Raw genomic sequence first — 22,619 nt, forward strand, 5'->3', positions numbered from 1 at the left:
TCAGCTCCCGCCGGTCGCCAGGTCGATGAGGTGCAGGTCGTCGAACCGGGCGCCCGGGTTCGCGTGGCAGTAGAAGCCCACGCGGCCGGGGTCGGCGATCGACGGGTCGCTGCCGGAGACCGCCGGCTCCCCGTCCACGAAGGCCCGCAACGAGGTGCCGCTCGCCCGGATCCGGACGTGGTACGACGTCCCCGGCGTGTAGCCCTCGGTCGTGTCCACCGCCGCGGTCGCCAGCTCGGCGAACACGCCGCCGGTCTTCTTGCCGATGCGGCGCACGCCGTTCGTGGCGTCCATGGCGAAGAAGTAGAAATTGCCGGGATCCTGGTAGCGGAACACCAGCCCGATGACGCCGGCGGTCGTCGAGCGCAGCGTGGCGGTGACGATCACGTCGGCGAGCTCCGGCAGGTCACCGGCTCCCGTCCCGGTCCTGCGCACCAGGTAGGTGCCCGGCTTCGCGGGACCGGCCGGCGGTCCCGGCGGCAGGCCGCGAATGTTGGCGGTCTGCGTGACGACGCCGTCCGGCGACACGTGCGCCCAGGCCGACGGGCCGCCCTGGCCGGCGAGCGGGTCGTCGGCCACGTCGAAGGCCGCCAGTGGGTTCGTCTCGAACCCGTCGCGCAGCACCAGGTAGGGGTCGCCGCCGACGCGCCGCGGCGTGAACGCGTACTCGGCGACGAGGACGATGTCGCTCACGTGCTCCCAGGAGAACCCGGCCGCGAACGCGGCCTCGTTGCCCTGCTCGGGGATGGAGATCGTCCACTCGGACAGCAGCGGGCTCCCGAGCACGGCGTTCAGCGGCGCGCCCGGCCCGGTCGACAGGGCTCCGTCGGCGGTCGTGACCTGGGTGGCGCTCACGGCGCCGGCCTCCACCAGCACCGTCAGGCCCGCCGGCGAGGTCTCGTCGTCGGTCCGCACGAGCAGGGTCAGCGCGGTGATCCTGGGGTCGACGTGCTGGAAGGGCACCATCGTCGTACGCAGCCGGAAGGTCACCGAGCCGGTGTCCTGGAAGGCGAAGAACTCGTCGAAGAGCTCGTAGCGCAGAGCCACCGTGCGCCGGCCCGTCAGCGGCTGGGTCTCGGCCAGCTCCTCCAGCACCGGGCGCTCCAGGTCGGGGTCGAAGAACGTCTCGTAGTAGATGACGAGCTTGACGTCGGTGAGGAAGTTGAACACCAGGTCGTTGGCGTTCGGCCGGACCCGGAGCAGCCACGAGGTGGCGACCGGGCTGTGCTCGAAGACGGCCAGCATCTCGGCGTCGCCCCCGAACACCACGGCGTCCGGCGCGACCCGGTAGCGCGACAGCAGCAGCGTCTCGGGCTGGAGCAGGCGCATCTGCACGCGCCCGTCGCGGCGGCGGGTCAGGCACAGGCCGGTGTTGGTCAGGCTGCCGTGCACGCCCTCGCTGCTGATGAGACCTTCGACCACCACCTCGACCCGCTTGACGCGCTGCTGGTAGCTGCCCGGGAAGGCGCGGTCGAAATCGGCCAGCTCGGTGCGGAACACGAGCTCGCCCGTGCGCTGGAAGTCGCGCAGGAACTGCAGGGGATAGCGGTCGGCGAGGGAGATGATCTCCTTCATCGGCTGCTTCTTCTGGCCGAGCACGATCCGCAGGTAGGTGAACGAGTCGATGTCGCGCAGCAGGAAGTCCCCGCCGAGCAGCCCCGACAGGTCGTTGCGGGTGTAGCCCGGCTTGATCACATCGGCCTGCTCGCCCGTCTCGAACTCGAACGCCTGCTCCATCAGGCGGGCGATGACGATCGCCTCGGCCAGGTACCCCTCGGAGATGGCCCGCATCTCCAGGGCCAGCCGGTGCCACAACTCGGGGGTGAACACCTGCGAGTCGAACAGCGCGAGCTGCTGCTGCGCCTGCTGCCGGCGTAACGTGGCGATCTGCGCCTGGGCCTGCGCCGCGGCGACCTGGGCGTCGGCGATGCCCACCTGCGCCTGCGCCACCCGCTGGGCGGCCCGCAGCTCGTTGATCCGCCGGTCGAGGTTGCGCAGCTCGAAGTCGCGGCTGATCTCGCGGCGGCGCCGGGTCAGCGTGCGCAGCACCTCGTCGACGCGGTGGGTGCCGTCGGAGATGCCGTACTGCTCGTAGCCGGAGAAGTCGTACTCGGTCGTGGGCGCGCCGACATAGGTGGCCTCGGCGTCGAGCGCGATCTCCTGGAGGCTGACGTTCGCGTAGTCCGTGCGCGTGCTCTGCGCGTTGGCGAGCTGGAGGGTGGCGTAGTCGAGGTTGGCCTGGATCGCCTTGCGCTGCTCGGTCGCCACCCTGACCTTCTTCTGCTCCAGGAGCTCGTTCGCCTGTTCCAGCGCGATGGCGTTCTCGAGCATGCTCCTGGTGAACTCCTCCTGCTCGGCGCTGGTCTGGAAGCCGATGTAGGTGCGCTCGGCCTGGATCGCGTGCTCGGCGAAATACCTGGCGACGTTCTGGAGGTACTGGAAGCTGAAGACCGGGACCTGTTCACGCTGCATCGACAGCAGCGGCAGGTCGATGCCGGCGGCGATGTTCTGCAGGTTCACCCGGGCCAGCAGCACCAGCGCGGCGACCGCGGGGTTGTGGACCTCCGGGTCCAGCGGCTCCGGCGCCGCCACGATGGCCTCGACCTGCGTCCGCATCCCGGCGAACACGGTGGGCGCGTAGAGCGGCGAGGCGGGGTCGACCTGCGGGGCCTCCAGCCGGATGATCTTCCGGTACTGCGCGCGGGCCGCGTCGATGTCGCCTGCGGCATAGCGATCGTGGGCCAGGCTCATCACGGTCTCGGCCGTCTTCTGCCAGAGCACGGGCGCCTCGACGGCCAGGTTGAGGAACCGGTACGACTGCGCCGTGCCGTACCAGGTGAGCGCCTCGGTGAAGTCCTTGAGCCGGACGTGGCAGTCGCCGATCGACATGGGCAGCACGAAGCCGTACAGGTGGCCCAGGTAGGCGACGAAGTTGCCTTCCAGGTCGTCGTGCGTGCGCAGGGCCTCGAGCGTGCGCGCGCCGACGCGCTCCTGGTAGATCCGGTTCGTCAGCTCCGTGACCGGATCGGCCCTCAGGTCGAGATCCACGACCTTGCCGCCGGCGAGCACGCCCCAGCGCCTGACCTCGCCGGCCGACCTGAGCGAGCGCACCGTGACCCACGCCTCCGCCGGGTCGTTGGCGGGCAGCATCAGCCGCAACCCGTCGGCGCCCGTGGGACGCTGCATCGCGGTGATCGCCCCCATCTCGAACTGCTGGGTCAGGCTGTGCCCGGCCGTGACCGGCGCCCGCGCCCCGGCCGCGTTGAAGGCGGCTCCCGCCGTCTTCAGGTCGCCGAGCACCGTGCTGGCGACGCCGAGGTTGTTGTTCGCGGCCGCGGCGGCGACCGGCGCGCCCAGCTCCTCGTACCTCCGTCCGGCCTCGCGCAGCAGCCCCAGGGCGCCCTCGGCGTTGCCGCGCTGCACCAGCACCGCGGCGTGCGCCAGGCTGACGTCGGCGTCCAGCCGGGGGTCGTCGTCGTCCTTCCCCTGCTGTCCGGCCCGGTTCAGCAACTGCTCCGCCTGCTCGACGGCGCCGGCCCGCAGGTGCCGCACCGCCGCGTCGTAGAACATCCGCGCGGGCGACGGCCTGCTGTGGGCGCCGGCCCGGCGCAGCTCGCGGACCACCTCGGTGAACTTCGCCGGCGGATCCTTGGGCGCCACGATGGGCGTGCCCGCCCCGACGGTGCCACGGAGCCGGGCCACCTCGGCGCTGGCGGAGAGCAACGGCTGCAGCAGGTCGAGGCCGCGAACCCGGTCGATCACCCGGATGACGGCGTCGACGGGGACATCGGGCTCGAGGTAGCCGTGCAGCAACGCGTAGGCCTGCAGGTAGGCGTCCAGGGCGGCGGTGTAGTTCCCGGAGAAGAAGTGGTCGTTGCCCGCCGCGACCACCGACCTGATGCGCCCCTCGAGCGATTGCCGTAGGTCGGCCCGGTGATCCGTTCCCACCGGTCTCGTCGCCGAAGAGAGGCCGGCGGACGCGACATCGCGGATCGTTTTGTACGTATAGACATTGGACAGATGCTGCATCGTGCGCCTCCGGACACCGGCCGATCCGCTTCGGTGTCCGAGACCGGAGCCTGCTTGATGGCGCACACGTCAGGTTCGTCGCGCCATGGGCCGACCCTCTGTGCCCGGGTTGGAGATCAGGTGCGCGGCAGCATCGAACGTGCTGCTCCCGGCCTCGGACTTCGCTCGCGCGAGTGGCTAAATCCTTACACGCCAGGTCGCTCTCTACCATGTCCGGAAGAGGACACCTCGGAGGAGAGCGCCAGTGACCCTGCCTGACGACGCGAAGATCGCCGTGACGGGAGCCACCGGCCGCGTCGGCGGCCGGATCGCCCGCGGCCTGGCGGCGGCCGGCGCGGCGCAGCGCCTGGTCGTGCCCCGTCCCGAGCGGGCCCCGCGGCTGCCCGGCGCGACGGCGGTCCGCTGCGCGTACGGCGACCACGACGCCGCGCGGGCGCTGGAGGGCATCGAGGTGCTCTTCATGGTCTCGGCCTCGGAGTCGCCCGACCGCCTGAGCCGGCACCTGGCGTTCGCGGACGCCGCCGCGCGGGCGGGGGTGCGGCACGTGGTGTACCTGTCGTTCTTCGGCGCCGCCCCCGACGCCGTCTTCACCCTCGCCCGCGACCACTGGGCGACCGAACAGCACATCCGCGGCGGCGGGCTCACCTACACGTTCCTGCGCGACAACTTCTACGCCGACTTCATGCCCGCTCTCGTGGGCGAGGACGGCGTCATCCGCGGGCCGGCGGGGGAGGGCCGGGCCGCCGTCGTGGCCCAGGACGACATCGCCCGCGCCGCCACCGCCGTGCTGCTGGACGCGGCCGGGCACGCCGGCCGTACCTATGACCTGACGGGGCCGCGCGCGCACTCCATGGCGGACGTCGCCGTGATCCTGTCGGAGGCCACCGGCCGGACGATCACCTACCGGCCGGAGTCCGTGGCGGAGGCCTATCGGTCGCGTGCCTCCTACGGCGCGCCGGGCTGGCAGGTCGACGCGTGGGTGTCGACGTACACGGCCATCGCGGCGGGGGAGCTCGACGGGGTGAGCGGCGACGTCGAGAAGCTGACGGGCCGCGCCGCCACGCCGCTGGCCGACGTCGTACGCGCCGCGAACCCGCCCGCGCCGGCCTGACCCCACCGCCGGACGGGTTACGGGGTGGGGTTCGCGCGGTACCAGGCGAGGGTGGCGGCGATGGCCTCGGAGTGGGGTGTCGCGGCGAACGGGCCGAACGTGCGCGTGAACTTCGTGGTGTCGCTCACGAACGGGCGGTCGCGCTGGTACCACGTCTCGCCCAGGGCGCGGACGGTCGGGTTGAACAGGCCGATGAGCCGCTGCACGGGGCGGCCGAGCGCCGCGGTCCTGCCGGGGCGGCCCAGCTCGGCGAACACCAGGTCGAGGAACTGCCGGCCCGTGTTGACGCCGCCGGGACCGTAGTAGTCGGAGGCCCGGCCGAGGGCGACGCGCAGCTCGCCGGAGCGGTGTGCGGCCAGCAGGGACTCGGCCATCTCGGCGCGGACGCGGCCCTGGGGGTTGGCGGCGGCGTACGGCAGGTCCTCGGTCATGGGGCCGGTGACGGGGCCGTACATGTACAGGTTGTCGGCGAGGACCAGTTTGGCGCCCGCGGTGGCCGCGCCCTGGCGCACCGCGTCGGTCATGGGCGGGAACTCCTGCGTCCAGCGCTCGTAGGCGGGGGCGGCGCAGTGGTAGACGACCTGGGCGCCGTCGCAGGCGGCCTTGGCGCCGGCGACGGTGGTGATGTCGCCCCGGTGGATCTCGACACCGGGGACCTCGACACCGGGGACCTCGGGGAGCCGGCCGCCGCGGTTGACCGCGCGGACGCGGTGCCCCCGGGCGGCGAGCTCGCGGACCACGGAGGCGCCGACGGCCCCTCCCGCGCCGAGGACGACGTGCAGGTCGGATGCAGCGGGCACAGGGGGCCTCCCGAAGTGGTCCTGGAAGTGTTTGGTAACGCTGTTATGAAACAGCGTTGCGATATGGTTGTCAAATGCCCCGCCCACGCGTACGCGACTACGACGAGTTGCGCCGAGACCTCCTGGACGCCGCCGGGCGACTGCTCGCCCAGGAGGGCCCGCAGGCGCTGAGCACCCGACGGGTGGCCCAGGAGGTCGGCACCTCCACCAAGGCCGTCTACAACCTGTACGGCGACAAGGGCGGCCTGCTGCGCGCGATGTTCCTGGAAGGGTTCGCCCGGCTCGCCCAGGAGTTCGCCACGGTGCCGAGCGGCGGCGACCCGGAGGCCGACCTGATGGCACTCGGCCACGCCTACCGGGCCGCCGCCCTGGCCAACCCGCACCTGTACGAGCTGATGTTCGGCCGCCCCATCGCCGACTTCCGGCCCGACGACGCAGCGCTCGCGCAGATCCAGGGGACCTTCGACACCCTCGTCCACGCCGTCGCCCGGTGTGTCGACACCGGACGGTTCGCCCCGGCCGACCCCTACGACGTCGCGGTCCACCTCAACGCCCTGGTGCACGGGCTGGCGAGCCTGGAGCTCAAGGGCTCCCTGGGCGACGCCGACCAGGCCGGCCACCATTGGCGCGTCGCCCTGGAGGCCACGTTCCGGGGCCACCGCGCCACGGCGCCGTGACGTCCCCGGGCCCGGCGGCCCCGGGCGGGGTCAGTGCCGCCGGTAGTGGTCGGCGACGGCGGCGAACGCGGCCTTGGGCTCCCACGGCAGGCCGGGGTAGGTGGCGCCGAGACGGTCCTCGTAGACCTTGACGATGCCGTAGCTGGCCAGGTCCAGGTCGTCGCGGGGGTCGCCGTCGGGGCGGTGGGGGTGGTCGTACAGGGCGAAGGTGAACACGAACGCGCTGTCGACGCCTCCCGCGTCGAAGATCTCCAGGAGCTCGCGCACGTACGCGGCCTGGCCGGCCTCGTCGCGGGCGTACTCGCCGTTCAGCCGGACGGGCGCACGGGTCTTGTCGTCGTACTCGACGATCTCCAGGCCGAGGGCGCCCCTGTCGCCCGCGCCCCGGTAGCCGGCCGCGCCGAACTCGGTGATCGCGACCGGCTTGCCCTGCGCCACGAGACCGCGTACGCCCTCGGCGAACCGGCCGGCGATCTCGGCCGACCGGTAGAGATCCACCGACATGATGTCGAAGGGCGCCCAGTCGACGCGTTCGAGCGGCACGGAGGCATAGGTCACCCGGCCGCCGAAGTGCTCGCGGACGAGGGCCACGGCCCTGCCGAGGAAGTCGTTGACGCGCGCGCCGATCTCGCCGAGCCGCTCCCGCACGAGCTCCGGCCGGCGCAGCAGCGCGACCCGCTCGTCGGTGCTGTCGCCGGGCAGATACCCCTTGTTCATCAGGCTCAGCTCGGCGCCGGTGACGAACACGACCTCGGCCCCGCGCCGCCTGATCCGCTCCGCGCGCACGGCGCAGTCGGCGAACAGCGCCAGCGTCTCGTCCTCGGTCAGCTCCAGCGGGTAGGGGGAGAACCAGACCTCGAGGCCCAGGTCGGCGGCGTGTGCGGCGGCGAGCTCGATCCGTTCCGGGTCGCCGCCCATGACGCGGACCGCGGTGCAGTGCAGGTCGTCGCGGATGATGCGCAGCTCGCGCTCGACCACCTCGGAGTCGAAGCCCTCGTGGCCGATCGCCCCGTTGTGGACGAAGCCGGTGTCGTAGCTGATGCCTTTGGCTCGCATGTCAGGCCATCTCACTCTCTTTACGGTACTGGCCGTACCTTAGTTGTGGTTTTCGCTGGATGAAAACCAGAATGCGGAAGGTACGTGCCGTACCGATGAGGGGTGAGGGAGCCGATGGAGCGGCCAGGTGCCGGGGGGACGCGGCGGCGCGGAGCCGCGCTGGAGGAGGCGATCCTGCGGGCCGCCGTCGACGAGCTCACCGAGTCCGGCTACGCCGGGCTGACCATGGACAAGGTCGCCGCCCGCGCCGGCACCAACAAGAACGCCATCTACCGCCGCTGGCCGAACCGTCTCGCGCTCGGCATCGCCGCCTACCGGCGACTGGCCACGACGGCCCCGCTCCCCGACACCGGGGAGCTGCGCGGCGACGTCCTGGAGCTGCTCCGCCAGGCGAACCGCAACTGGAGCTCGCCCTACGGCGTGATCCTGCGCGACCTGCTCGCCGCGAGCGGCGGCGCGTCGGAGCTCCTGGCGCAGACGCAGGAGCAGTCCGGCGACGCCACGGCCGCCCCCTGGCTGATCATCCTGGGCCGGGCCGTCGCCCGCGGCGAGGCGTCCCCCGAGGCCCTGCATCCCCGGGTCGCCACCGTGGCCATCGTCCTGCTGCGCAACGAGTTCGTCGTACGCGGGGTCCCCGCCGCCCCCGACGAGGTCATCGTCGAGATCGTCGACGAGGTCTACCTGCCACTCGTCCGGCGGCGCGCGCCGCTGCCGAGCTGACCTGCCGAGCTGACCTGCTGACCTGCTGAGCTGACCTGCCGGGACCTGCGCGCGTGCCCGCGGAGGACTTTCACGGTGAGCCCCGAAATCGGGCCCGGTTTGCCCCTTTTGTCATCGACAGAAGGCCGCCCAAAGCCCTCATGTTCTGCGCGACGGGATTAGACGTGCCGCCGGGGGATGGGACGCGGGGGAAGGGTGTGCTAGCCTGTTGGGCGTTGCAGTTGTGGTACCCATAAAGACTTTCGGCGCCTGACGAAGTGCAATTTTCGGGCGCTTTTTTTGTTTGCCGGTCATTTCCGGATGGGCTCATCGCGGCGACACGGGATTTCGCACAGTGCGAATTCTGTCTGGTCTGCAGGTATCTGAAAGAGATTGACATGGCTACTGGCACCGTGAAGTGGTTCAACTCTGAAAAGGGCTTCGGCTTCATCGCGCAGGACGGCGGCGGCGCCGACGTCTTCGCCCACTACTCCAACATCGTCGCCAACGGTGGCTACCGCGAGCTGACCGAGGGCCAGAAGGTGTCCTTCGACGTCGTTCAGGGCCAGAAGGGCCCGCAGGCGGAGAACATCGTCGCCGCCTGATCCAAGCGCGTCCGAACCGGGGCCGTACCCACCTGTGGGTGCGGCCCCGATTCATGTCCTCTCCCCCTTGCTGGAAACCTTCGGGTTCGTGCCGCATCCTGTCAGGGTGTTGTCGATCTTCCGGGAGGGGAGCAACGTGGCCTTGTTCGGTTACGGACGGTGGGGCAGGCGGCTCGTACGCGCGGGGGTGGCGTCGATCATCGCCCTGCCGGCGCCGGTGGGCGTGGGCGTGGCGGCGGCCGGCACCCCCGCGGCGGCGCCGCTGCGAGCGCTGAGCCTCACGGGGCTCGGGCTGAAAACGGGCTCCGACCCTTACACGGCCCCGCTCGCGGCCGAGTTCGAGCAGGTGGGCATCGGCGGAGTCCTGAGCGGGAGCGATCGCGTCGCGTTACCGGGCCCGGAGGATCCGGCCTGCGCCGCGCGGGCGGCCTATCTGCCGCGGCTGCCGGTCCGCTCCTGGTTCTGCTGGGACACCAAGGCCCAGGGCGACCGGGAGGACCTCCCGCACTCTCCCTGGGTGCCGCAAGGACTGGCCACCTCGGGTGAGGCGCAGCTCGACGGCACCCCGATCGGCAGTGAGCACAGGGCGCTCATCACGAGCTGGACCTGGCTCAACTCCCCCGATCCGAACGCCCCCGACTATCGCACCAACTCCGTGATCCTCTCGGTCGCCGACCTCGACGAGCGCCGCTACCGCAACGTGCTGCCGGTGTGGGTGGACGGGCAGGGCGGGCTGAGGCGCGTCTACGGGCACGGCGGCGGCCTGGCCTGGTACGGCCCGTACCTCTTCATGACCTCCAGCTCCAACTGGAACGGCTACTCGGGCCCCAGCTCCACCAAGCACACGATCCGGGTGTTCGACACCCGCAAGATCTACCGCAAGCGCGACGGAGGGGGCGGCGACTACCGGTACGTCATGCCCGAGGTGCGCCACTACGTCACCCCCATCCGCTTCGACTACGTCTCCCTCGACCGCAACAGCTCCGGCGGCGCGACGCTGGTCGCCGGCACCTACCAGCGTTCCGACGGCACGGCCGCCTCCCTGACCGGCACCACCTTGGTCCGCTACCGCTTCCAGCCGCCCCCGGACGGCGACTACCGGCTCCTCGCCGCGCCGGTGGGGGCCTACGCGTCCACCGTGCCCGCCGACCGGGCCAACGCCATCAGCGACGTGCAGGGCGTCCAGGCCGACGGCGACCGCCTCTACCTCAACATGGCGGCCGGCTCCCACCCCGGCCCCGACCCGAGACGGCGCTTCGCCACGGTGGACGTCGGCGGCGCCGCCTCCACCTGGACGATCAACGCGCACACGAGCTGGTCCTACCGGCCGGAGGACCTGTCCCTGTGGTACGCCACCGGCGAGCTGTGGGGGCTCACCGAGGGCGAGGAGGAACGGGTCGTCTTCTCCGTCAGGGCGGCCGACACCGATCCCGCCTGAACGCCCGTCCACGAGCCGGGACCTATCGGTAGATTGTCCGGTTGTGACAGATATGGGCAGCCTGGTGGAGGAGACCGTCGACCGGCTCACGCCACTGCACGTGAGCGTGGTGGTCGCGGCGGTGGCGGGCGGCTCGACGGAGATCAGGGGCGCCGGGCAGGCGGGAACCGCCCCCGGCACGCTGTTCGAGATCGGCTCGGTGACCAAGGTGTTCACGGCGCTCACGCTGGCGCGACTGGCCGGGCAGGGCGTGGTCGGTCTCGACGAGCCGCTGGCCGCCCTGCTGCCCGAGGGGACGCGCGTGCCGTCGCGCGACGGTAAGGAGATCACTCTCCGGCAGTTGGCGAGCCACACCTCCGGCCTGCCGCGCCTGCCCAAGGGCATGCTCCTCCAGGCACTGCTGCGTCCGTCGAAACCGGACCCGTACGCCGGCTGCACCGCCGAGTTCCTGCTGACCGGCCTGGCCGCCACCCGGCTGGGCGCCACGCCCGGCCACCGGTTCCGCTACTCCAACCTCGGCGCGGGTCTCCTGGGACTGGCGCTCGCCCACCGGGCCGGCACCGACTACGAGACGCTGGTCGTCCGGGAGATCTGCACGCCGCTGGGGATGACCGACACCGGCGTCGCCGACGGGCGGGCCCGGCTCGTCCGAGGGCACGACCGGCGCCGGCGGCCCGTCCCGCCCTGGCATCTGGCCGGCCTGGCCGGAGCGGGCGGGTTGCGCTCGACGGCCGCGGACCTGGTCACCTTCGTCCGCGCCCACCTGGCCCCCGATTCCAGCGCGATCGGCGAGGCGATCCGGCTCAGCCGTCAGAGCGAGCACCGGATCAACTCCTTCGCCTGGATCCATCTGGGCTGGATGGGGCAACGGTCGCACGAGCGGCAAGGCGGCGGCCTCCAGATCTGGCACAACGGGAGGACCGGCGGGTTCTCCTCGTTCGTGGGGTTCGACCCGGAGAAGGAGGTGGGCGTCGTCGTGCTCGGCAACACCCGGCAGCCGGTGGACAGGCCCGCCCTGGACCTGCTCCGCCGCCTGGGGTCCGCACGCTGAGGGGCGCGCGCGGTGTGTGAAACGCACACAGGCCGGTGACAGACCGCATCTGTGCCCTCCGGTCGCCCGTGCCTATCGTCGAGGCATGGTCGGTCTTCGCGGCATGTTCGGCAGACGTATCGCCACGGCCCTCATCGCGGCCCTGCTGGCGTCCTCCCTGATGGCCGCGCCCGCGCAGGCCCTCGGGTCCTTCTGGTGCGAGACCGGCTCGTTCCATCCGGTGGGCGACTGGTACGGCCTGTCCGGCACCAGGTGCGGCGGCACCGGGGCGACCGACGCCGAGGTCCACCTCAGGACGGGGCCCTCGGCGGGCGACTACCTCTGCGAGTTCGTCTTCTTCTGGGTGGTCACCGGCAATCTCGGCGGATCCCGCTGCGTGCCGCTCTGAACCGGCCTCGAAGGGCCGTGACCCATTGTCGGAATGGCTGGATTCGCCGCGTGCCGGCCACGGGCCGCATTTCGCGGGCGCATGGCGACGAAGGGGAATTCCGTGGTCATGCCGAACGCGCCCGTTCGGCGAGGGCGTTCGACGCGGAATTCCGCTGGATCGCTGTGCTGCGGGTCATATGGCGCGCATTGCCCAATGCCCCCGGAATTCGGCCCGGGCTCTGCCGCCGCGGCCGTGTGACGACGGTCGTCCCGAAGCCGCCGGCCACGGCCGTCCGTCTCCTGTCGCCCCGCCCGGGTTTCAGGTCGTGACCCGGGCCAGGACGATCCCTGCGACGATCAGCGCGAGCGCCGCCATCCTGCCCACCGAGACGGGGTCGTCGTTGAGGACGATGCCCAGGGTGATCGCGCCGGCGGCGCCGATGCCGGTGAAGACCGCGTACGCGGTGCCGACGGGCAGGGTGTTCATCGCCTGCGACAGCAGCCAGACCGCGGCGGCCATCAGGAGCAGGCAGACGAGCGTGGGCCAGGGCCTGGTGAAGTTGTGGGTCGGCTTGATGCTCTGCGACCAGGCCACCTCCACCGGCCCGGCCAGGGCCAGGACCAGCCAGCTCACCGGGCCACCTCCTTGAGGGCCGCCGCCAGCGAGGCCTCGTGCTGTCCGCGCAGGTGGGCCAGGGCGGGGTCGAGCCGGGCGTTGACCAGCTCCGCGTGGACGAAGGTCACGTCCGAGACCCTGAAGTGGCCGGCGAAGAAGTCGCGGAGGTAGCGCTCCTGGTGGTCGTACGGCTCGCGAGGCGTGCCGGGGCCGTACGCGCCGCCGCGCGCCCCGGTCACCACGAAGGAGCGGCCCTCGAGCGACATCTTCGGGAACGTGATCTGGTCGAGCCAGGCTTTCAGGGACGACGGGATCGAGTAGTTGTACATCGGCGTGCCGATCAGGATCACCTCGGCCGCCACCACCTCGTCGAGCAGCGGCCGGACGACGGCCCAGGCCTGGCGCTGGGCGGGGGTGCGTACCGCCTCCTGATAGCGCGAAATTTCGGTTATTTCGTGTTCGAGGAGGTAATCGCACACTTCGGTCCAGGCTTCGCTGATGTGCGGCACGGGGTGGGCGGCGAGGTCGCGGTAGACGTAGCGGCGGCCGGGGTGCGAGGCGCGCCAGGTCTCGGCGTACCGGGCGGACAGCCTGCGGGAGAACGACGCGGCGCGCCGCGCGCTGGCGTCCAGATGTAGCAGCATGATCTCTCCTCCTATGTGGACACGATGTCCATTTCACGGTAACCGGACATCGTGTCCATATACAATCGGCGGCATGGAGAGAGCCGACGCGGCCCGCAACCGCGCCCGGATCCTGGAGGCGGCCGCCCTGCTGTTCGCGGAGCGCCCACCGCAGGACGTGACGATGGACGACATCGCCAGGAAGGCCGGGGTGGGCCGGGGCACCCTCTACCGCCGCTACCCCGACCGGGCGTCGATCGCCGTCGCGCTGCTCGACGAGCACGAACGGGCCCTCCAGGAACGGCTGATCCGCGGCGACCCGCCCCTGGGTCCCGGAGCCCCACCCGCCGAACGGCTGGCCGCCTTCTACGCCGCCATGGTGCGCCTGCTGGAGGACCACTCCCACCTGGTGCTGGGCTCGGAAGTGGGCCGGTCCCGGTTCGAGACGGGGGCGTACGGGTTCTGGCGGGCGCATGTGCGCGCGCTGCTGGTGGCCGCCCGCGTATCCGGACCCGACGCCCTGGTGGACGTGCTGCTGGCGCCCCTGGCCCCGGAGGTGTACGGCTACCAGCGCTCGGTGCTCGGCCTGACCCCCGGCCAGATCACCGACGCCCTGACCGTGCTCACGGCGGCACTCGGGCCGGCGCCATCCTGACCGACGACGCTCAGCGCGTCACCTCGGCGGGAACGCCCGCAAGCGTTCGGCGAAGCCGCTCCGCCCGCCCGGGAACATGGCCGGGCGGAGCGCGAGCGCGTCGGCGAGGGCCCGGAAGGCACGCTCACACAGCTCGCCCGCCGAGTCCTCGGGGGACTCTCAGGATGGCGCGCCGTAGCGGGTGGCGATGGCGGTGGCGCGGTCGCGCAGGGAGTCGCGTAGCCACTGCGGGGCCAGGGCCTCCGCGCTCGTGGCGAGCTGCCACAGCGCCCACACGGCGTGTCTGGGATCTTGGAAGGTCACCTCCAGCCGCAGCCGGCCGTCCGCGTCGGCTTCTTCGGCGAGTACGGCCAGCGCGGTGCCCACGAGTTCCTCCCGCCGCGCCGGGTGCACCCGTACGACCACGGTGACCTGGTCGCCGCCGGTCCGGAACCGCGTGCTGCGTTCCTGCCAGGCCCGGTCCAGATCGACCCGGTCCGGTCGCTGCGCGGGTTCGGCGAGTTCCTTGGCGGCCAGGACCCGGGACAGCCGGTAGGTACGGTCCGCGCCGGACCTCGTGGCCAGCAGGTAGCCCTGGTCGCGTACGGTGACCAGGCCGATCGGGTCCACCGTGCGCCACTTCGGGGCCTGGTCCACGGCCGCGTAGTGGATCTGCAGCTTGTGTCCGGCGAACACCGCGCGCAGGACCTCGGCCGCTATGGCGTCGGGCACCTCCTCGGCCACCAGCCGGCGCGAGAGGAGGTCGGTCTCCGGGTCGATGAGCAGTCGCTCGGCCGCGCCGGCGGCGGTGTCCCGATAGCTTTCGGGCAGCGCGTCGACCACCTTGAGCATCGCCGAAGCGAGCGCCGAGCCGAGACCGAAGGCCTGCGCGCCGCGCCGCGATCCGGCGACCAGCAGGGCAAGGGCCTCGTCGGGGCTCAGCCCGGTGAGCTCGGTCCGGAAACCGGGCAGCAGCGCGAACCCGCCGTGCCGGCCGCGTTCGGCGTAGACCGGGACGCCGGCCGCGGACAGCGCCTCGATGTCGCGCAGCACGGTGCGGGTGGACACCTCCAGCTCGCGGGCCAGCGCGGTCGCGGACAGCCGGCCGTGCTGCCGCAGCAGCAGCACCAGGGAGACCAGCCGGTCGGCACGCATCCGAGAACTTTAATCGAAATACACGACACAGGATGTCGTGTATTCGCTGCGAGGCTGATCACCGCGACCAGAGAGATGACGGCCACCGAGCCGATGGACGTACGTGATGTCGACGAATCGAATGGAGCTGATGTGGCAATGGAGCGAACGGCGGTCAACCCGTGGGCGTGGTCGGTGGAGATGGGCTACAACCAGGGGGAGATCGTCTCCGGGCACACCCGGACCTTGTACTGTTCCGGGCAGACCGCGATGAGCGCCGACGGCAAGCCCCAGCATAGCGACGACATGGCGGCGCAGTTGGCGCTGAGCCTCGACAACCTGGAGGCCGTGCTCGGCGAGGCCGGCATGTCCCTCGCGAACCTCGTCCGGCTCAACGTCTACACCACCGACGTCGATCGGCTCTTCGAGCACTACGGCGTGCTGGCGTCACGGTTGGGCGCCGCCAGGGTGGCGCCGTCCACCACGATGCTCGGGGTGACGCGGCTGGCGATCCCCGACCTGATGGTCGAGCTTGAGGGGACCGCCGTCGCGTGATGCGACCTCGCCGCCTCCGGCAACCCTGCCGGAGGCGGCGAATAGGGCTGCGCGCCCATTCCAGGACAGCGAACGCCCCGACGCCCCGCCGGCCAGGTCCGCCTCGGTGACCAGGACGACCTCGGCCCCGCCGCGTACGAGGTGCACGGCCGTGGACACCCCGAGGATGCCGCCCCCCAGGACGACGCCGCGCCGGGCACCGCCCTGGGCAGGGGTGTGTGCTGTCATGTGACTCCTCACTTCGTGGCGCGGCCGTGCGCGCGCTCGATGACGTCCAGGACCTCGACGGCGTCGTACGGGTCGACGGGCAGGCCGGTGCCGTCGCGCAGCGCGGTGGCGACGTACCCGGCCCGCGAGCCCAGCACCCGGAACCGGGGACCGGGCAGGGCCGCCACGCCGCTCATCGTCAGGCGGGCGCACGTGGATGCCGCCGCCCGCGCCGACGCCGGTCTGCTGGCTGAGCGGCCCGCGCGACGGTCTTAGGCCCATTTACCGGTACGAGGTAGGACTCCCGCTGGAGGTGCTGCGCCGCGAAGATCCGTAAATTCGCGAATATGACACGTAAAGCACTGACAGCGGGCCTGGTGGCAATGATGTCGCTGGTGGCCTTCGAGTACATCGCAGTCGCGATCGCCATGCCGGTCGTGGCCAAGGAGCTCGGCGGGCTCGAACTCTACGGGCTGGCCTTCAGCGGGGCGATGGCGGCGGCGGTGGTGGGCACGGTGCTCGGCGGACGGTGGGCCGACCTGCGCGGACCGCGGGCGCCGCTGTGGACCGGCATGGCGGGGTTCGTGGCCGGGTTGATGGTGGCGGGGCTCGCGCCCAGCATGGAGGTGCTGATCGCCGGGCGGTTCCTGCAGGGGTTCGGCGGGGCGCTGGTGAGCGTGGCCCTTTATGTCGTGGTGGCCAGGGTCTATCCCGAGGACCTGCATCCCAAGGTCTTCTCGTTGTTCGCGACGGCGTGGGTGGTGCCCTCGATGGTGGGCCCGGCCATCGTCGGCGTGGTGACCGACACGCTGGGCTGGCGGTGGGTGTTCCTGCTGGTGCCGATCCTGACCGTGCTGAGCGGCCTGGTGCTGCTGCGCGGGCTGGCCGGCCAGCCGGTGCGCGGCGGTCAGCGCGCGCCGTCGCCCGGCCTGCTGAAGAAGGTCGCGTGGGGGACGCTGACGGCGGTGGGCGCCGGGCTCATGCAGTACGGCAGCAGCGGCCGCCTCCCCCTGCTGATCGCCGGGCTGGTGGTGCTGGCGGTGGCCCTGCCCAGGCTGCTGCCCGCCGGGACGCTGCGGGCCGCCCGCGGGCTGCCCACTGTGGTGGCGCTGCGCGGCCTGGCGGCGGGCGCGTTCTTCGCCGCCGAGGTCATCGTGCCGCTCATGCTGGTGGACCAGCGCCAGATGTCCACCCTGGCCGCCGGGTTCGCCATCACCGGCGGCGCGGTGACCTGGTCGCTCGCCTCCTGGCTGCAGGGGCGCGAGGTGTTCGGGCGGCTGACGAACCTGCGGCTCGGCTCGGCCATGATCGCGCTCGGCATCCTGCTCATGGGCGCGGTGACGTTCGCGGGGGTGCCGGTGGCGCTGGCGTACCCGTCGTGGATCATCACCGGGTTCGGCATGGGGCTGGTGTACCCGACGCTGTCCGTGCTGACGCTGGAGCTGTCGGCGGCCGGGGAGCAGGGGGAGAACAGCTCGGCGCTGCAGGTGGGGGAGTCGGTGTTCTCGGTGGTGGCGGTCGCCGTCACGGCGGCGCTGTTCACGGCGGCGGGGTCCGGCTACTGGGTGGTCTTCGCGGCGACGCTGGCCATGGCGGTGATCGGGCTGGCCATCGCGCCCCGCTCGGTCAAGAGCTCGCCCGCGGCGGCCCCGGTGGCGGTGGGGGTGTAGCGGGACGTGCGGGCGCTGTCCGGCCGGGGCGCCGCCCCGGCTGGACAGCAAACGTTTACGGCACCTCCACCCAAGATCATCCGAGTGGACGCCGATGATCTTTACGTTTGCGGCATGGGCCTGCGGGCCTCCAGCGAGTCGGACGAGTACGCCTGGAAGCGGTTCCACTCGGGCAACGCCGCGTCGAAGGTGCCGGTCATCTCGGTGACGTACAACTCCTACCCGAGCACCCCGGTCTCGGCCTGGCTCTCGCCGCACAGCGCCTACGACGGCGTCCACTGGACCAACTCGCTCACCCCGCAACTGCGCAACCACGTGCGCGACCCCGACGGCGGGAACGTGCGCGGCCTGTTCGACGTGTACGCCGGCTCGACGCTGCTGATCGACAACCTCTACGGCGCGTACGTGGCCAGCAACGGCTTCTCCGGCGCCAACGTGCCCGCGGGCAAGCTCGCCCACGGCAAGACGTACACCACCCGGACGTGCGCGACCCGGCGGGCCGGATCCGGTCGGAGACCACCGAGGCGGGCGCGGCCACCGTCCACCACTACGGCTCCGACGGCGACCGGCCCTCCTGGGCCGCCGGGAACGGGACGGTCGTCCGCAACGTGCCGGGCGTCGGCGGCGACCTGGCCGCCCTCACCGGCGCGACCGGGGCGGTACGTGTGCAGTTGCTCACCGTCGGCGGCCACGTGGGCGTCGACCTGGAGCTCGGCAGCGGCCTGGCCACCGTGGTCGGGTACGACGAGTTCGGCGTGCCCTCCCAGCCCGTCCGCTACGGCTGGCTGGGCGGCGCGCTCCAGCCGACCACGCTGGACGGCACGGTGCTGGTGTCGGGCCGCCTGTACGACCCGTCGCTGGGCCGCTTCCTCCAGCGGCCGTACTGACCCCGGCCTGTACCTGCGCCACGCCTTCGGCATCTGACAGCGACCAGACTCGGCAGAACGTTCGGCAACTTAACCGAAAGTTTCGGTCACCGTGCCGGGGGCGCGGTGCTCTCCCGGACGACGAGTTCGACGCCCAGCTCGATGCGGGGCCGCGTCAGCGGCTCGCCCTGCGCGAGCTGGAGGAGCATGGTGGTGGCCGCCGCCGCCATCTCGGCGAGCGGCTGGCGGATCGTGGTCAGCGGCGGCGTCATCCACCGGGCCGGGGGCAGGTCGTCGAAGCCCACCACGCTCAGGTCGGCGGGGACGCGCAGGCCCAGTTGGTGCGCGGCGCGGTAGACGCCCATGGCCTGCCCGTCGTTGCAGGTGAAGATGGCGGTGGGCGGGTCGGGCAGGCGCAGCAGGCGATGGGCCTGGGCCAGGCCGCCCTCGGTGAGGAAGTCGCCCCGGCCGATCAGCGCCGGGTCGGCGGGCACGCCGGCCATGTCGAGGGCGGTGCGGTAGCCGTCGAGGCGGGCCCGGCTGGACAGCGCGAAGTCGGGGCCGGTGATGACGGCGATGCGCCGGTGCCCCAGCTCCAGGAGGTGGCGGGTGGCCGCCAGCCCGCCGTTCCAGTTGCTCGCGCCCACCGAGGCCTGCGTGCCCGGGTCGTCGAGCGGGTCGAGCAGGACGAGCGGCACGCCGCGGGTGGCGAGCTGGTCGCGCTGGTCCTCGGTCAGGCCGGAGAACACCGCGATCACGCCGGTGGGACGGCGGCTCAGCACGCCCTCGATCCAGCCCTTGCCGGGGATGTGGCGGTGCTGCAGCTCCGACAGCACCACGGCGAGCTGGTGGTCACGGGCCACCTGCTCGACCCCCTTGGCGATCTCGATCGGGTAGTCGCCCTCCAGGGCGTGGAAGACCAGCTCCACCAGGGCGGCCGGGTTGACGCGCCGCTGCGGGCGGTAGCCGTGCTCGCGGATGAGACGTTCGATGAGCGCGCGGGTCTCGGGAGCGACCTCGGTGCGACCGTTCACGACCTTGGAGACGGTCGCCGTGGAGACCCCGGCCAGCTCGGCGAGCTGCGCGATGGTGAGCGGCGGTGACGGGGCCCCGCCGGCGGACGGCTCTTCGGTCGCGGTCATGGCCCGCAGTCTAACGGCGTGCGCTCGGCCTTCGGCTCCGGTCGTTTCGCTCGTTCTGGGGCGTGGTTCTTGACGGATTTCTAGACACAGACCTAGAGTCCCGAATTAACGATCGGAAACAAATCCGAAACTTACTACCTGTGAGGCGCCGATCTGAAGGAGCGCCCCCCGTGAGAAGTCGGGCCACCCCCACCACCGCCACCGCACTTCGCTCCTGAACACCGGAAGAGATCACCGTGAAGCTCCGTATCGCCACACCGGTCGCGCTCACCGCGGCCATCATCCTGGCCGTCTCCGCCTGTGGCGGCGGCACCTCGGCCCAGCCGTCAGGAGACGGCAAGTCGTTCGAGTTCTGGTCGTTCACCGGGATCGACCAGAAGTCCTCCGTCGAGGACTACCAGAAGAAGAACCCGGGCGTTTCGGTGAAGCTGACCGAGGTGGGCTCCTCGGTGGAGACGGCGCAGGCGCTCACCACGGCGCTGGCCGGCGGCAAGGTGCCCGACCTGGTGCTGATCCAGGGGGACGACCTGCCCAAGTTCGTCCAGCAGCCGCAGAACTTCCACGACCTGCGCGGGCTCGGCGCGGACAAGATCAAGGGCGACTACCTGGACTGGGTGATGAGCCAGTCCACGGCCGGGACCGGCGAGATCATCGGGATCCCGACCGACGTCGGCGGCATGGCCGTGGCCTACCGCACCGACCTGTTCGAGAAGGCCGGGCTGCCCACCGGCCGCGAGGAGGTGGGCGAACTCTGGCCCACCTGGGACGCCTTCATCGAGACCGGCAAGAAGTACACCGCCGCGACCGGCGACGCGTTCGTGGACAACGCCGGCACCAGCATCTTCTACCAGGCGGTCAACCAGGGGCCGGAGAAGTACTACGACCCGTCGGGCAACGTCGTCTACGGCACGAGCCCTCAGGTCAAGACCGCGTTCGACCTCGGGCTCAAGGCGATCCAGGCCGGGATCACGGCCAAGCAGAGCTCGTTCACCGACGGGTGGAGCGCGGGCATGGGCAAGGACCGGTTCGCGGTGATCTCCGCGCCGTCGTGGATGCTGGGCGCGATCCGCAGCAACGCGCCCGGCACCAAGGGCAAGTGGGACATCGCCACGATCCCGGGCGGGTCCGGCAACTGGGGCGGCAGCTACCTGGCCATTCCCAACGGCGCGGCCAACCCCAAGGCAGCCTGGGACTACATCACCAAGACCCAGTCGCCGCAGGGCCAGCTCGAGCACTTCACCGACTCCGGCTCGCTGCCCACCACCCCGTCGGTCTACCAGGACCCGAAGCTCACCGGGCTGAAGGATCCGTTCTTCTCCGACGCGCCGGCCGGGACCATCTACACCAAGTCGCTGCTCGGGCTCAAGCCGTTCCGCATCGGCCCGGACAGCTCCGCCATCGGCCAGGAGTTCCTCAACGCCATCACCAACGTCGAACAGGGCAAGGGCGACCCCGCCAAGGCGTGGGAGACGGCGCTGGCCAACATCAAGACGGCCATCGGCAAGTAGATGACGACGACTCTCGAACCGGCGCGGACCGTGGTGCCGGACGCGCCGGCGCGGGTGCGGCAGGGCCTGTCCGAACGCCTCGCCCCGTACGCGTACATCGCGCCGTTCTTCGTGATCTTCGCGGTGTTCGGGCTGGTGCCGCTGCTGTTCACGTTCTACGTGGCGCTGTTCGACTGGAACCCGATCGGTGAGCACGTCTTCATCGGGCTGGACAACTTCACCCGGCTGGCCGGCGACACCCGGTTCTGGAACGCCGCCTGGAACACGGTCAGCATCTGGCTGCTGTCCACCGTGCCGCAACTCCTGGTCGCGCTCGGCCTGGCGCACCTGCTCAACCACGCCCGGCTGCGGTTCGCGGTGTTCCTGCGGATGTCGATGGTGGTGCCGTACATCACCTCGGTCGCGGCCACCACGATCGTCTTCGCCCAGATGTTCGACCGCGACTACGGCCTGCTCAACTGGCTGCTCGGGCTGGTCGGCGTGGCGCCGACCGACTTTCTGCAGTCGGTGTGGGGCAGCCACCTGATGATCGCGGTCATGGTCACCTGGCGCTGGTTCGGCTACACCACCCTGCTCTACCTGGCCTCACTGCAGGCCATCCCGCGCGCGATCTACGAGGCCGCGGCCGTGGACGGCGCCGGCCCCTGGAAGCAGTTCCGCCACATCTCCGTCCCCTCGCTGCGGCCGGTCATCGTGTTCACGATCGTCACCTCGACCATCGGCGGCCTGCAGATCTTCACCGAGCCGCTGCTGATCTCCCGCGCCGCCCCGCTCACCTGCGGCCCGGTCCGCCAGTGCCAGACCCTCACGCTCTTCCTGTACGAGCAGGGCTTCGGCCAGTTCCAGTTCGGCTACGGCTCCGCCATCGGCGTGGCCCTGTTCGTCCTGATCATCGCCATCGCCACGCTCAACTACGTCCTGTCCACCCGCATCCGCCCGGAGCGATCGTGAACAAGTCCAGCCGGGTCCGCTGGTGGACCTACCTCATGCTCGCCCTGGCCACCTTCGCCTGCCTGTTCCCGCTCTACTGGATGTTCGTGGTCGCCACCACCGACACCGCGACCGCCACGCGGCTGCCGCCCGAGGTCGTTCCCGGCGGCAACTTCTTCCACCTGGCCGGGCTGGTGTTGACGACCGTGCCGTTCGCCCGCTCGATCGTCAACAGCCTCATCGTGGCCGGGACGATCGGTATCGGGCACGCCGTGCTCTGCTCGCTGGCCGGGTTCGCCTTCGCCAAGCTGCGCTTCCCCGGCCGTAACGTGCTCTTCCTGATCGTCGTGCTGACGATGACCGTGCCGACGCAGCTCGCCGTCATCCCGCAGTACATGATCATCTCCTCACTGGGCTGGGTCGACACCCTGCAGGCGCTCATCGTGCCGGGGCTGGCCAGCGCGTTCGGCATCTTCTGGATGCGCCAGCACCTGTCCACCACGATCAGCGACGAGATCCTCCAGGCCGCCCGCATCGACGGCGCCACCACCTGGCAGATCTTCTGGCGCATCGCGTTCCCCCTGGTACGGCCGGCCGCGTTCGTCCTCGGGCTGCTCGGCTTCGTCACCGCGTGGAACGACTTCCTGTGGCCGTTCATCGTGCTGAAGTCGCCGGAGATGTACACCGCGCAGATCGCCATCAAGGCGCTGCAGAACAGCTTCACCATCGATCTGGGCCTGGCCATGTCGGGGTCGTTCCTGGCCACCCTGCCGCTGCTCGTGCTGTTCGTCTTCGTGGGCAGGCGGATGGTCGCCGGGATCATGGACGGCGCCTTCAAGGGCTGAGCGGCCGGCCCGCGGATGTGCCCCTGAACGGGATTGGGCGAAATACTCGTCCAC

The 22,619-nt window shown here is 71.3% G+C and carries 23 protein-coding genes; 14 read left to right on the forward strand and 9 right to left on the reverse strand.

Features of this window, described 5'->3' with window-relative positions; genetic code table 11:
* Positions 1 to 3,948 (reverse strand): hypothetical protein, encoded by a 3,948-nt coding sequence (locus AB0I15_RS32375; RefSeq protein ID WP_358103530.1) that lies wholly within the window; start codon positions 3,946 to 3,948, stop codon positions 1 to 3.
* Between the two features lie 325 nt (positions 3,949 to 4,273).
* Between AB0I15_RS32375 and AB0I15_RS32380 the strand changes: the two genes are divergently transcribed.
* On the forward strand, positions 4,274 to 5,140 hold the full coding sequence (locus tag AB0I15_RS32380) for an SDR family oxidoreductase (RefSeq protein ID WP_358103533.1): 867 nt from the start codon (positions 4,274 to 4,276) through the stop codon (positions 5,138 to 5,140).
* A gap of 17 nt (positions 5,141 to 5,157) precedes the next feature.
* Here AB0I15_RS32380 and AB0I15_RS32385 read toward each other — a convergent pair whose 3' ends face one another.
* Complete coding sequence (locus tag AB0I15_RS32385; protein WP_358103536.1) at positions 5,158 to 5,940, reverse strand: NAD-dependent epimerase/dehydratase family protein; 783 nt, start codon at positions 5,938 to 5,940, stop codon at positions 5,158 to 5,160.
* Between the two features lie 74 nt (positions 5,941 to 6,014).
* Here AB0I15_RS32385 and AB0I15_RS32390 point away from each other — a divergent pair, with 74 nt between their 5' ends.
* Positions 6,015 to 6,617, forward strand: a complete 603-nt coding sequence (locus tag AB0I15_RS32390; protein ID WP_358103541.1) for a TetR/AcrR family transcriptional regulator — start codon at positions 6,015 to 6,017, stop codon at positions 6,615 to 6,617.
* A gap of 30 nt (positions 6,618 to 6,647) precedes the next feature.
* Here AB0I15_RS32390 and AB0I15_RS32395 read toward each other — a convergent pair whose 3' ends face one another.
* Positions 6,648 to 7,673 carry a hypothetical protein gene (locus tag AB0I15_RS32395; RefSeq protein ID WP_358103544.1) on the reverse strand — a complete coding sequence of 342 codons (1,026 nt, stop codon included), beginning with the start codon at positions 7,671 to 7,673 and terminating at the stop codon, positions 6,648 to 6,650.
* A gap of 114 nt (positions 7,674 to 7,787) precedes the next feature.
* On the opposite strand from AB0I15_RS32395, the gene AB0I15_RS32400 reads away from it, so the two are divergent.
* From AB0I15_RS32400 to AB0I15_RS32420, 5 genes are all read left to right on the forward strand, one after another.
* A complete protein-coding gene (locus AB0I15_RS32400) occupies positions 7,788 to 8,393 on the forward strand; it encodes a TetR/AcrR family transcriptional regulator (RefSeq protein WP_358103548.1) in 606 nt (201 codons plus the stop codon).
* Positions 8,394 to 8,770: 377 nt separating this feature from the next.
* Complete coding sequence (locus AB0I15_RS32405) at positions 8,771 to 8,977, forward strand: cold-shock protein (protein WP_139637865.1); 207 nt, start codon at positions 8,771 to 8,773, stop codon at positions 8,975 to 8,977.
* Between the two features lie 67 nt (positions 8,978 to 9,044).
* On the forward strand, positions 9,045 to 10,415 hold the full coding sequence (locus AB0I15_RS32410; protein ID WP_358103551.1) for a hypothetical protein: 1,371 nt from the start codon (positions 9,045 to 9,047) through the stop codon (positions 10,413 to 10,415).
* A gap of 52 nt (positions 10,416 to 10,467) precedes the next feature.
* Entirely contained in the window at positions 10,468 to 11,466 is a 999-nt protein-coding gene (locus tag AB0I15_RS32415; protein WP_358103720.1) for a serine hydrolase domain-containing protein, read from the forward strand.
* A gap of 85 nt (positions 11,467 to 11,551) precedes the next feature.
* Entirely contained in the window at positions 11,552 to 11,854 is a 303-nt protein-coding gene (locus AB0I15_RS32420; protein ID WP_358103554.1) for a hypothetical protein, read from the forward strand.
* Between the two features lie 300 nt (positions 11,855 to 12,154).
* Here the strand turns inward: AB0I15_RS32420 and AB0I15_RS32425 are convergent, their stop codons facing one another.
* Both AB0I15_RS32425 and AB0I15_RS32430 read right to left on the reverse strand, forming a co-directional pair.
* Positions 12,155 to 12,469, reverse strand: a complete 315-nt coding sequence (locus tag AB0I15_RS32425) for a multidrug efflux SMR transporter (RefSeq protein ID WP_358103557.1) — start codon at positions 12,467 to 12,469, stop codon at positions 12,155 to 12,157.
* Entirely contained in the window at positions 12,466 to 13,095 is a 630-nt protein-coding gene (locus AB0I15_RS32430) for an NAD(P)H-dependent oxidoreductase (RefSeq protein ID WP_358103560.1), read from the reverse strand. Before AB0I15_RS32430 ends, AB0I15_RS32425 begins: the two co-directional genes overlap by 4 nt.
* 73 nt (positions 13,096 to 13,168) lie before the next feature.
* On the opposite strand from AB0I15_RS32430, the gene AB0I15_RS32435 reads away from it, so the two are divergent.
* A complete protein-coding gene (locus AB0I15_RS32435; protein ID WP_358103564.1) occupies positions 13,169 to 13,729 on the forward strand; it encodes a helix-turn-helix domain-containing protein in 561 nt (186 codons plus the stop codon).
* Positions 13,730 to 13,888: 159 nt separating this feature from the next.
* Here AB0I15_RS32435 and AB0I15_RS32440 read toward each other — a convergent pair whose 3' ends face one another.
* Positions 13,889 to 14,863: a WYL domain-containing protein gene (locus tag AB0I15_RS32440; protein ID WP_358103567.1), complete on the reverse strand. Its 975-nt coding sequence runs from the start codon at positions 14,861 to 14,863 to the stop codon at positions 13,889 to 13,891.
* 138 nt (positions 14,864 to 15,001) lie between these two features.
* Between AB0I15_RS32440 and AB0I15_RS32445 the strand changes: the two genes are divergently transcribed.
* The gene (locus tag AB0I15_RS32445) at positions 15,002 to 15,397 is read left to right on the forward strand and encodes a RidA family protein (protein ID WP_358103723.1); all 396 of its coding nucleotides are present in this window, start codon (positions 15,002 to 15,004) and stop codon (positions 15,395 to 15,397) included.
* On the opposite strand, the gene AB0I15_RS32450 is transcribed toward AB0I15_RS32445, so the two are convergent.
* Positions 15,290 to 15,625, reverse strand: coding sequence for an FAD-dependent oxidoreductase (locus tag AB0I15_RS32450; protein WP_358103570.1), 336 nt, complete (start codon positions 15,623 to 15,625; stop codon positions 15,290 to 15,292). The two genes, AB0I15_RS32445 and AB0I15_RS32450, sit on opposite strands and share 108 nt — an antisense overlap.
* An 8-nt stretch (positions 15,626 to 15,633) precedes the next feature.
* Positions 15,634 to 15,792 (reverse strand): hypothetical protein, encoded by a 159-nt coding sequence (locus AB0I15_RS32455; protein WP_358103573.1) that lies wholly within the window; start codon positions 15,790 to 15,792, stop codon positions 15,634 to 15,636.
* 159 nt (positions 15,793 to 15,951) lie between these two features.
* Between AB0I15_RS32455 and AB0I15_RS32460 the strand changes: the two genes are divergently transcribed.
* Entirely contained in the window at positions 15,952 to 17,274 is a 1,323-nt protein-coding gene (locus AB0I15_RS32460; protein ID WP_358103576.1) for an MFS transporter, read from the forward strand.
* 482 nt (positions 17,275 to 17,756) lie between these two features.
* Complete coding sequence (locus tag AB0I15_RS32465; RefSeq protein ID WP_358103579.1) at positions 17,757 to 18,161, forward strand: hypothetical protein; 405 nt, start codon at positions 17,757 to 17,759, stop codon at positions 18,159 to 18,161.
* Between the two features lie 86 nt (positions 18,162 to 18,247).
* On the opposite strand, the gene AB0I15_RS32470 is transcribed toward AB0I15_RS32465, so the two are convergent.
* Positions 18,248 to 19,282, reverse strand: coding sequence for a LacI family DNA-binding transcriptional regulator (locus AB0I15_RS32470; protein WP_358103582.1), 1,035 nt, complete (start codon positions 19,280 to 19,282; stop codon positions 18,248 to 18,250).
* A 236-nt stretch (positions 19,283 to 19,518) separates the two neighbouring features.
* On the opposite strand from AB0I15_RS32470, the gene AB0I15_RS32475 reads away from it, so the two are divergent.
* Genes AB0I15_RS32475 through AB0I15_RS32485 form a run of 3 tightly spaced genes read left to right on the forward strand, consistent with a single transcriptional unit; the run spans position 19,519 to position 22,565 of the window.
* A complete protein-coding gene (locus AB0I15_RS32475; RefSeq protein ID WP_358103585.1) occupies positions 19,519 to 20,790 on the forward strand; it encodes an ABC transporter substrate-binding protein in 1,272 nt (423 codons plus the stop codon).
* Positions 20,791 to 21,741, forward strand: a complete 951-nt coding sequence (locus AB0I15_RS32480) for a sugar ABC transporter permease (protein WP_358103588.1) — start codon at positions 20,791 to 20,793, stop codon at positions 21,739 to 21,741.
* Positions 21,738 to 22,565, forward strand: a complete 828-nt coding sequence (locus tag AB0I15_RS32485; protein ID WP_358103591.1) for a carbohydrate ABC transporter permease — start codon at positions 21,738 to 21,740, stop codon at positions 22,563 to 22,565. Before AB0I15_RS32480 ends, AB0I15_RS32485 begins: the two co-directional genes overlap by 4 nt.
* Positions 22,566 to 22,619: the final 54 nt, after the last annotated feature.

Source organism: Nonomuraea sp. NPDC050643 (genome assembly GCF_040654715.1).
In the GTDB taxonomy this organism is placed as follows: domain Bacteria; phylum Actinomycetota; class Actinomycetes; order Streptosporangiales; family Streptosporangiaceae; genus Nonomuraea.